Consider the following 9624-nt stretch of genomic DNA (forward strand, 5'->3'; position numbering starts at 1 on the left):
AATTCCTCGTGCCGGATCATCCCATCCCCCTTCGCGGATCATGGGCGCGGCCTGCGGACCAGCCGCGCAGGAATTCTTGCAGGGCCGGGTCCGGTGTCTCCGGCAGCATCACACGCAGCTCGGCATAGGCGTCGCCGCGGCTGCCATCCGGGCGCGGCACGCCGCGGCCGCGCAGGCGCAGCACCGTGCCGCTGTTGCTGCCGGGCGGGACGGCCAGCATCACCGGCCCGGTGGGCGTTGGCGTCTCCACCTTGCCGCCCAGCACCGCCTCGGTCAGGCTGACTGGCAGGGTCAGGCGGATATCATGGCCGTCGCGGGTGAAGAGCGGGTGCGGCAGCACCACCAGCTCCACCAGCAGGTCGCCGGGCGGGGCGCCGCCCCAGCCCTCCTGCCCCTTGCCGCGCAGGCGCAGCACTTGGCCATCCTCGGCGCCTGGCGGCACCTTCACATCCACCGCCGAGCCATCGGGCAGCACCAGGCGCTTGGTGTCGCCATTCACCGCCTCCAGGAATTCCAGCGTGACGCGGCCGCGCAGATCGGCGCCCTTCATGCGGATGCCCGCCCCGGCGCGCCCCGCCCGCCGGCGGCCGAGGATCTCGGAGAGGATGTCATCCTCCTCCGCCATGTCGGCGAAGCCGGCGCCGCTGCTGTAGCGGTCATCGGCGCCGCCGGCATGCTGGCGCCAGTAGCGCGGCTGGGGCTTCTCCTGCCCGCTGGCGTCGATCTCGCCGCGGTCGTAGCGGGCGCGCTTCTCGGTGTCCGACAGCAGGTCATGCGCGGCGGAGACCTGCTTGAAGCGCTCCTCTGCCTGGCGGTCGCCCGGGTTCAGGTCGGGGTGCAGCTTGCGGGCCAGCTTGCGATAGGCGCGGCGGATCTCCTCGGCCGAGGCGTCGCGCGCCACGCCGAGCAGGGCATAGGGATCTTCCGACCCGCTCATGGCATCATCCCCTCCTGCGTCGATGCCGCAGCTTCGCGCCGGGCGCTCCACAAGGGAAGGGGGATCGGCAGGAATGTTCTTTTTTGAAAAAAAGAACCAAAAAACTTTTGTCAGTTTGGCGTCCCGCCTAGCCGGGAGACGGCGGCAGCCTGGAAGAAAGTCTTTTTGCTTCTTTTTCTTCAGAAAAAGAAGAATCTTCCTTGAGCACTTCCAAGAACAGATCCCTGGCCGGTGCTGCCTGCCCCTCCACCCAGGCCGCCCCCAGCATCGCCTCCGGCGCCGGTTCGCGCGGTGCCGCCAGCGGCCGATAGACCAGCCCGCGCGCCCCTAGCTGCGCCGCCCATTCCGGCACCAGCGCCACGCCCAGCCCCGCCGCCACCAGGCCCACGATGGTCTGCTTCTCCGCCGCCTCCTGCGCCGGGCGGGGCAGGGGCAGGCCGGCTTCCTCGAACAGCCGCGCCGCCAGGGCCAGGCTGTGCGGGCGGGAATGGCGCGGCGGCAGGATCAGCCGCTCCCCCACCAGGTCGCGCGCCGTCAGCATCCGCCGCCGCGCCAGGGCATGGCCGCGCGGCAGGGCGGCCACCAGCCGCTCCTGCCGCAGCGGCAGGAAGGCCAGGCCCGATTCGGCGGGCGGTGTGCGGATGAAGGCCAGATCCAGCCGGCCGGAGGCCAGCATCGGCAACAGGCGGGCGGATTTCTCCTCGGTCAGCCGCGTCTCCACCCCCGGGTGCCGGGCACGGAAGGCCGAAAGCAGCGGCGGCAGCAGGGTGGAGGCGGCGCTGTCGATCGCCCCCAGCCGCAGCAGCTGCGCCTCCTGCGCCAGGGCCCGCACCCGCCGGGCGGCGGCGGCGGCACCGGCCAGCAGGCTGCGCGCCTCCTCCAGCAGGGCGCTGCCGGCGGCGGTCAGGGCGACATGGCGGGTGGTGCGGGCCAGCAGCGCCGTGCCCAGCTCCTCCTCCAGCTGCCGCACCTGGCGGCCGAGCGCCGAGGGCAGCATGTGCAGCCGCGCGGCGGCACGGCCGAAATGCAGCTCCTCCGCCACCGCCACGAAGCAGCCCAGCTGCCGCAGCTCCACCGCGCCCTCCCGGGATTGATGCGTTTTCTTGTATAATCCTATGCGCGCGATCCCGCCGCGTCACCCATCCTAGGCTCACCGGCCCAAGAGGATGAGGAAACGCGATGCGCGAGCACAGGATCGCCGCCATTCCGGCCGATGGCATCGGCCCCGAGGTGATCGCCGCCGGGCTGCAGGCGCTGGAAGCGCTGGAGCGCCGCTGCGGCGATTTCCGCCTGGCGGTGGAGGAGTTCCCCTGGGGCTCCGCCTATTACCGCCAGCATGGCGTGATGATGCCGGCCGATGGGCTGGAGCAGCTGAAGCGCTTCGACGCGATCTATTTCGGTGCCGTCGGCGCGCCGGACGTGCCGGACCACATCACGCTGTGGGGCCTGCGCCTGCCGATCTGCCAGGGCTTCGACCAATACGCCAATGTCCGCCCCACCAAGATCCTGCCCGGCATCACCCCGCCGCTGCGCGATTGCGGCCCGGGCGACCTGGACTGGGTGATCGTGCGGGAGAATTCGGAAGGCGAATATGCCGGCCATGGCGGCCGCGCGCATCGCGGCCTGCCGGAGGAGGTGGCGACCGAGACCGCCATCTTCACCCGGGTCGGCGTCACCCGCATCATGCGCTACGCCTTCCGCCTAGCGCAGGCGCGGCCGCGCAAATTCCTGACCGTGGTCACCAAGTCGAACGCCCAGCGCCATGGCATGGTGATGTGGGACGAGATCGCCGAGCAGGTCTCCCACGAATTCCCGGACGTCACCTGGGACAAGATGCTGGTGGACGCCATGACCATGCGCATGGTGCTGAAGCCCGGCAGCCTCGACACCATCGTCGCCACCAACCTGCATGCCGACATCCTCTCCGACCTCGCCGCGGCGCTGGCCGGCAGCCTGGGCGTGGCGCCCACCGGCAATATCGACCCGGAACGGCGCTTCCCCTCGATGTTCGAGCCGATCCATGGCTCGGCCTTCGACATCACGGGCAAGGGCATCGCCAACCCGGTCGCCACCTTCTGGACCGGGGCGCAGATGCTGGAGCACCTGGGCGAGCGCGACGCCGCCGCCAGGCTGATGCGCGCGGTGGAGCAGGTGACGGGCGCCGGCATCCTGACCCCGGACCTCGGCGGCAAGGCGACGACGCGCGAGGTGACCGAGGCCGTCTGCGAGGCGATCCGCGCCGACAACGCCTGAGCGCCACGACCCGGCCGGGCGGCACCCCGCCGCCCGCCAAGTTGCACCGGAACGAGCCAGACGAAGCAACAAGCACCTGGCCCCACGAGGAAACCGATCCATGCGCATCACCCGACGCGGCCTGATGGCCGCCCTGCCGCCGCTGCTGGCCGCCCCCGCGCTGCGCGCGCAGGAGGCCTTCCCCAGCCGCGCCATCACCCTGACCGTGCCCTTCGCCGCCGGCGGCCCCACCGACGTGATCAGCCGCCTGGTGGCGGAGGGCATGTCGCGCGAGCTCGGCCAGCCGGTGGTGGTGGAGAATGTGGTGGGCGCCGGCGGCACCATCGCCGCCGCCCGCGTCGCCCAGGCGCGGCCCGATGGCCACACCCTGCTGATGCACCATGTCGGCATGGCCAGCACGGCGACGCTGTACCGGCGCCTGCCCTTCTCGGTGCTGGAGAGCTTCGCGCCGCTCGGCCTCGCCTCCGACGCGGCGATGACGCTGATCGCGCGCCCCGATTTCCCGGCGCAGGACCTGGCCGGCTTCATGGCGCAGATCCGCGAGCAGGGGGACAAGCTGAACCTGGCGCATTCCGGCCTGGGCGGCGCCAACCAGCTCTGCGGCATGCTGCTGCAGCACGCCGCCGGCACGGCGGTGACGCCGGTGGTGTTCCGCGGCAGCGCGCCCGCCATCACCGACCTGATGGCCGGGCGCATCGACATCTTCTGCGACCAGGCCACCAACACCCTGCCCTTCATCCGCGAGGGCCGCATCAAGGCCTATGCCGTCACCCTGCCGCAGCGCGTGCCGGGGCTGGACCTGCCCACCACCGCCGAGGCCGGCGTGCCGAGCATCGTCATGAGCACCTGGCACGGCCTCTACGCCCCGGCCAGCACGCCGGAGCCGGTGCAGCAGCGCCTCGCCACCGCGCTGCGCGCCGCCCTGAAGGAGGAGCGCCTGCGCCAGCGCTTCGCCGACCTCGTCACCGAGCCCGCCACCGCCGAACGCGCCACCCCCGAATTCCACCGCCGCTTCCTGGCGGAGGAAGTGGCCCGCTGGCGCCCCATCATCGAAGCCGCCGGCACCTACGCCGACTAGTTTTGTCAGCTGCCGGTTTTCTTTCGGCTGCCGGTCAGGGCCGGGACGGGCGGTGCGGCACTGCGCCGGGTGAACTCCGGCCCAGCGTCGCGTCCCGCCTCTCCACCCGACGGCGGCAGCCGGACAAAAAAAGCCGGAGGGGGGGAGCCCTGCGGCTTTCTCGTGCCTGCTGTGGTCCGGCCGGCCTAGTGGGGGGTGGCCTGGGCCGGCTGCAACGGCGCGCTCTTCTCGCGGCGGGCCATGGCGCGGGCGACGACGTAGAAGATCGGCGTGAACACCAGGCCGAACACCGTCACCCCCAGCATGCCGGCGAAGACGGCGGTGCCCAGGCTCTGGCGCATCTCGGCGCCGGCGCCGGTCGCGATGGCCAGCGGCAGCACGCCCAGGATGAAGGCCAGCGAGGTCATCAGGATCGGCCGCAGCCGGGTGCGCGCCGCGGCCTCCGCCGCCTGCCAGCGGCTCATCCCCTCGGCCTCGGCGGCGCGGGCGAACTCGACGATCAGGATGGCGTTCTTGGCGGCCAGGCCCACCAGCACCACGAGGCCCACCTGCACCAGCACGTTGTTGTCCAGGCCCCGCCACAGCACGCCCATCAGCGCGGCCAGCACCGACATCGGCGCGATCAGCACCACCGCCAGCGGCAGCAGCCAGCTCTCATACATCGCCGCCAGCAGCAGGAAGACGAAGACCACGGCCAGGCCGAAGGCGATCGGCGCGGTGTTGCCCTGCGTCGTCTCCTGCAGCGCGATCTCGGTCCATTCGAAGCCGAAGCCCTCCGGCAGCTCGGTGGCCAGCACCGCCTCCATGGCGGCGATCGCCTGGCCGGTGGAGATGCCGGGCTTCGCCGCGCCCTGGATCTCCGCCGCCGGGTAGAGGTTATAGCGCGGCACGCGATAGGGCGCGGTGTCGTCCTCGAAGCGCGCCAGCGCGCCCACCGGCACCATCTGGCCGTCGTCGTTGCGGGTGCGCAGCAGGGCGACGTCGCGCGGCGTCAGGCGCTGCGCCTCATCCGCCTGGGCGGTGACCCGGTAGGTGCGGCCGAGGATGTTGAAGTCGTTGACGAAGGCCGAGCCGAGATAGACCGACAGCGTCTCCGCCACGCGGGAGACCGGCACGCCCAGCATCTCCGCCTTGCTGCGGTCCACCTCGGTGCGCAGCGTCGGCGTCGAGGTGTTGAACAGGGTGAAGGCCATGGCGATCTCGGGCCGCTGGAAGGCGGCGCCGACGACGCGCTGCGTCGCCTGCTCCAGCGCGCGCGGCCCCTGGCCGGTGCGGTCCTGCACATAGAGCTTGAAGCCGCCGCCGGTGCCGATGCCGGGCACCGAGGGGGGCGGGATGACCAGCGCCATCGCCTCGCGGTCCTGCGCCAGCCGCGCCTGCACCTGGCCCAGGATGGCGCCATAGGCCAGGCCCTGCGCCGCGCGCTCCTCGAAGGGCTTGAGGGTGACGAAGATCACGCCCGAATTCGGCGCGTTGGTGAAGGTGGCGCCGTCGAAGCCGACAAAGGCCACCGCCCCCTCGACGCCGGGGATCTCCAGCACCGCCTCCGAGGCGCGGCGCACCACCGCATCGGTGCGCGACAGGGCGGCGCCGGGCGGCAGCTGGAAGGCGGCGATCAGGTAGCCACGGTCGAGCGGCGGGATCAGGCCGGTGGGCGTGGTGCGCACCGTCTGGCCGGTGGCCACCAGCAGCCCGGCATAGAGGATCAGCAGCAGTGCCGAGAAGCGCAGCAGCCGCCGCGTCATCTTCCCATAGCCGAGCGACATGGCGTCGAAGACGCGGTTGAAGCCGCGGAAGAACAGCCCGACCGGGGCGCCGGCCCAGCGGCGCCAGCCGGTCGGGGCATGGTGGCTGTGCGGCCGCAGCAGCAGCGCGGCCAGCGCCGGCGACAGGGTGAGCGAGACCAGCGCCGAGATCAGCGTCGCCACCGCGATGGTGACGGCGAATTGCTGGTAGAAGGCGCCGGCGATGCCGGAGATGAAGGCGGTGGGCACGAACACCGCGCAGAGCACGAGGGCGATGGCGAGCAGCGCGAAGCCCACCTCGTCCATGGTGCGCTCGGCCGCGGCGCGCGGCTGCATGCCGTCGGCCAGGTGGCGCTCGACATTCTCGACCACGACGATGGCGTCGTCGACGACGATGCCGATGGCCAGGATCAGGCCGAACATCGACAGGGTGTTGAGCGACAGCCCCAGCGCCGACATCGCCACGAAGGTGCCGATGATGGAGACCGGGATGGCCAGCAGCGGGATCACCGCCGCGCGCCAGGATTGCAGGAACAGGATGACCACGACGACGACCAGCAGGATCGCCTCGATGAAGGTGTGCAGCACCGCCTCCATCGACTGGGCGATGAAGCGCGTCGTGTCATAGACGATCGAGTATTGCAGCCCGGGCGGGAAGCTCTTCGACAGCTCCTCCATCGTGTGGCGCACCGCGTCGGCCGTCGCCAGCGCGTTGGAGCCGGGGCGCTGGAACAGCGGGATGGCCGTCGCGGTCTGGTTGTTGAGGTAGGCGTTGACCGTGTAGTCCTGGCTGCCCAGCTCGACGCGCGCGATGTCGCGCAGCCGCACCGGCGCGCCGCCCTCGCCGGTGGCCACCACCGTCTGGGCGAATTCCTCCGGCGTCACCAGGCGGCCCAGCGCCTGGACGTTCACCTGGAAGGCCTGGCCCTGGCCGATGCCGGTCGGCGGCTGGTTCAGCCCGCCGGCGGCCACCTGCGCATTGGCGCGGCGCAGCGCCTCCACCACCTCGCCCGGCGTCAGCCCGCGCGCCGCGACGCGCGAGGGGTCGAGCCAGATGCGCATGGCGTAGTCGCGCGCGCCGAAGATCTGCACATCGCCGATGCCATCCAGCCGCGCCAGCCGGTCGCGCACATTCAGCGTCGCGTAGTTCGACACATATTGCTGGTCGCGCGAGCCGTCGGGCGAGAGCATGTGCACGACCATCAGCAGGTCGGGCGAGGCCTTGCGCACCTGCAGGCCGAGGCGGCGCACCTCCTCGGGCAGGCGGGGCTCGGCCACCGCCACGCGGTTCTGCACCAGCACCTGCGCCGCATCGACATCGACACCCTGGCGGAACACCACGGTGACGGTCAGCCGGCCGTCACCGGTCGATTGCGAGGTGAGGTAGAGCATGTTGTCGACGCCGTTGATCTCCTGCTCGAGCGGCGTCGCCACCGTGGCGGCGATCGTCCCGGCCGAGGCGCCGGGATAGGTGGCGTTGACCGTCACCGTGGGCGGCGCGATCTCGGGATACTCGCTGATCGGCAGGCGGAAGGCGGCGATGGCCCCGATCAGCGTGATCGCGATCGAGATCACCGCGGCGAAGACCGGCCGCGCGATGAAGAAGCGGGCGAAGCGCATGGGCTTTGTCCCAGAAAGGAAGAACGGGAAGAAATCCGGGGGAATGAATTCCCCCTTTCTTTCAGGGCCGACCTCCGTTGTCGGTCGGCGGCCCGCCTGGCCACGCTTGCGCGGCAGCCTGAAAGAAAAGGGGAGAATTCATTCTCCCCCGCGCTGTGGCGTCAGCGCGCGGCGAGCCGGGCCGGCGCCAGCTCCGCCGTGACGCGCCCGCCCGGCCGGGCCAGGTGCAGCCCGGCGATGATGACGCGGTCCTGCGGCGACAGGCCATGGCGCACCACGCGCAGCCCGTCCACGACCGGGCCGAGCATCACCGGCTTGGCCTGCACCGTGCCGTCGGCGGTGACGGTCATCACCATGCGGGCGGCCTGGTCGGCGGCGATGGCGGCGTCCGGGATCAGCAGCGCCTCGCCCTCGCCGGCGCGCAGCCGCAGCCGGGCGAACAGGCCGGGCGCCAGCAGCAGGTCCGGGTTGGCGATCTGGGCGCGGGCGCGCAGCGTGCCGGAGCGGCCCTGCAGCGCGCTGTCCAGGAAGTCGATCCGCCCCTGGCGCGGCCAGTCGGCCTCGTCCGCCAGGCGCAGCTGCACCGCGGGCTCGGCGCCCGGGCGGGTGATGCCGGCGCGCGCCAGGCGGAGATAGTCCGCCTCGCTCATGTCGAACACCGCATAGATCGGGTCGAGCGCCAGGATGGTGGTCAGCAGCGTGTCGCTGGCCTGCACCAGATTGCCGGCATCGACCCGGCGGTCGGAGGCGCGGCCGGATTGCGGCGCGCGCACCTCGGTCCAGCTCAGCTCCAGCTCGGCCTGGCGCAGCTGCGCCTGGGCCGAGGCCAGCTGCGCCTCGGCCTCGCGCTGGGCGGCGCGGCGGCTGTCGAGCTGCGCCTGCGGCGCGATGCGGTCGCGCACCAGCGGCGCGGTGCGGTTGATGTCCTGGCGGGCGAGATCCAGCCGCGCCTCGGCGCGGGCGATCTCGGCCCGCGCCGACTCGACGGCGATGGCGAAGGGGCGGGGGTCGATGGTGAAGAGCAGCTCGCCCTGGCGGACGATCTGGCCGTCGCGGAAATGCACGCGCTGCACCTGGCCGGAGATGCGCGGCCGCAGCTCCACCCGGGCGGAGGGCTCGAGACGCGCGACATGCTCGTCCCATTCGGTGACCTGGCGGCGGACGGGCTCGGCGACGGTGACGGAAGGCGGGGCGGGCTGGGCCAGCACGGCCTGGCTGGCCAGGACCGGGAGCCCGAAGGCCAGCAACGCCGTCGGAAGGGCCTTGCGGATGGGGGAGGACATTGCCTATCTCCAGGGCCGGATGATACCGACCGGTTCGTCACATAGGGATACGTACCGATCGGTATCATTGCAAGGGGGCAGGGATGATGCTTTGCCCACGACAGCGCGAGGACAGAGGAAGGAGGCTCCCGTGACCGAAGCGGCTACGCCCAAGACCGGCAGCCCGCGTGATGCGCGGCCGGCGGCGCAGCGTGTGCTGGATGCGGCGAAGGAGCTGTTCTACCGCCAGGGCATCCGCGCCACCGGGGTGGAGGAGGTGTGCCGCGTCGCCGGCACCACCAAGATGAGCCTCTACCGCGCCTTCCCCTCGAAGGACGCGCTGGTCGAGGCGATCCTGCGCGAGGATTGCGCCGAGGAGGAGCACTGGTACGGCCCGGTGCTGTGCGCCAGCATGCCGGCGCGCGACCGGCCGATGGCCTTCCTGCGCCAGGCGGCCAAGGCGATGCGCAGCCCGGGTTTCCGCGGCTGCCCGATGGGGCTGGCGATCGTCGAGTTCCCCGATCCCGAGCATCCGGCCCGCCAGGTGGCCGATGCCCGCAAGCACGCCATGCGCAAGCTGCTGCGCGCGCTCTGCGCCGAGGCGGGCGCGGCGGATGCCGATTGCGCCGGCGACGCCATGCTGCTGCTGCTGGAGGGCGCCTTCGCCGCCGTGCCCTATCTGGGCGGCGAGGCGGCGGCGCGCTCTCTGGAGCAGGCCGGCGCGGTGCT

General features: G+C 72.0%; 7 protein-coding genes. 3 read left to right on the plus strand and 4 right to left on the minus strand.

Features of this window, described 5'->3' with window-relative positions:
- Positions 1-16 precede the first annotated feature (16 nt).
- Complete coding sequence (locus HMPREF0731_RS12555; RefSeq protein ID WP_007004517.1) at positions 17-937, minus strand: DnaJ C-terminal domain-containing protein; 921 nt, start codon at positions 935-937, stop codon at positions 17-19.
- Positions 938-1064: 127 nt separating this feature from the next.
- Positions 1065-2012: a LysR family transcriptional regulator gene (locus HMPREF0731_RS12560; RefSeq protein ID WP_007004518.1), complete on the minus strand. Its 948-nt coding sequence runs from the start codon at positions 2010-2012 to the stop codon at positions 1065-1067.
- A gap of 104 nt (positions 2013-2116) precedes the next feature.
- Here HMPREF0731_RS12560 and HMPREF0731_RS12565 point away from each other — a divergent pair, with 104 nt between their 5' ends.
- Both HMPREF0731_RS12565 and HMPREF0731_RS12570 read left to right on the plus strand, forming a co-directional pair.
- Positions 2117-3190 (plus strand): tartrate dehydrogenase, encoded by a 1074-nt coding sequence (locus HMPREF0731_RS12565; RefSeq protein ID WP_007004519.1) that lies wholly within the window; start codon positions 2117-2119, stop codon positions 3188-3190.
- A gap of 100 nt (positions 3191-3290) precedes the next feature.
- Positions 3291-4268 (plus strand): tripartite tricarboxylate transporter substrate-binding protein, encoded by a 978-nt coding sequence (locus HMPREF0731_RS12570; protein ID WP_007004520.1) that lies wholly within the window; start codon positions 3291-3293, stop codon positions 4266-4268.
- 185 nt (positions 4269-4453) lie between these two features.
- Here the strand turns inward: HMPREF0731_RS12570 and HMPREF0731_RS12575 are convergent, their stop codons facing one another.
- The gene (locus HMPREF0731_RS12575) at positions 4454-7633 is read right to left on the minus strand and encodes an efflux RND transporter permease subunit (RefSeq protein ID WP_007004521.1); all 3180 of its coding nucleotides are present in this window, start codon (positions 7631-7633) and stop codon (positions 4454-4456) included.
- Between the two features lie 161 nt (positions 7634-7794).
- The gene (locus HMPREF0731_RS12580) at positions 7795-8916 is read right to left on the minus strand and encodes an efflux RND transporter periplasmic adaptor subunit (RefSeq protein ID WP_007004522.1); all 1122 of its coding nucleotides are present in this window, start codon (positions 8914-8916) and stop codon (positions 7795-7797) included.
- Between the two features lie 130 nt (positions 8917-9046).
- Here HMPREF0731_RS12580 and HMPREF0731_RS12585 point away from each other — a divergent pair.
- Positions 9047-9624: TetR/AcrR family transcriptional regulator (locus HMPREF0731_RS12585; protein ID WP_007004523.1), on the plus strand; the 578-nt coding region annotated here is incomplete at its 3' end.

This window comes from Pseudoroseomonas cervicalis ATCC 49957 (assembly GCF_000164635.1).
Classification (GTDB): domain Bacteria; phylum Pseudomonadota; class Alphaproteobacteria; order Acetobacterales; family Acetobacteraceae; genus Pseudoroseomonas; species Pseudoroseomonas cervicalis.

Coding starts and splice junctions, on each gene's coding strand:
- HMPREF0731_RS12555 (WP_007004517.1), bottom strand. CDS start 937: ATGAGCGGGTCGGAAGATCCCTATGCCCTGCTCGGCGTGGCGCGCGAC.
- HMPREF0731_RS12565 (WP_007004519.1), top strand. CDS start 2,117: ATGCGCGAGCACAGGATCGCCGCCATTCCGGCCGATGGCATCGGCCCC.
- HMPREF0731_RS12570 (WP_007004520.1), top strand. CDS start 3,291: ATGCGCATCACCCGACGCGGCCTGATGGCCGCCCTGCCGCCGCTGCTG.
- HMPREF0731_RS12575 (WP_007004521.1), bottom strand. CDS start 7,633: ATGCGCTTCGCCCGCTTCTTCATCGCGCGGCCGGTCTTCGCCGCGGTG.
- HMPREF0731_RS12580 (WP_007004522.1), bottom strand. CDS start 8,916: ATGTCCTCCCCCATCCGCAAGGCCCTTCCGACGGCGTTGCTGGCCTTC.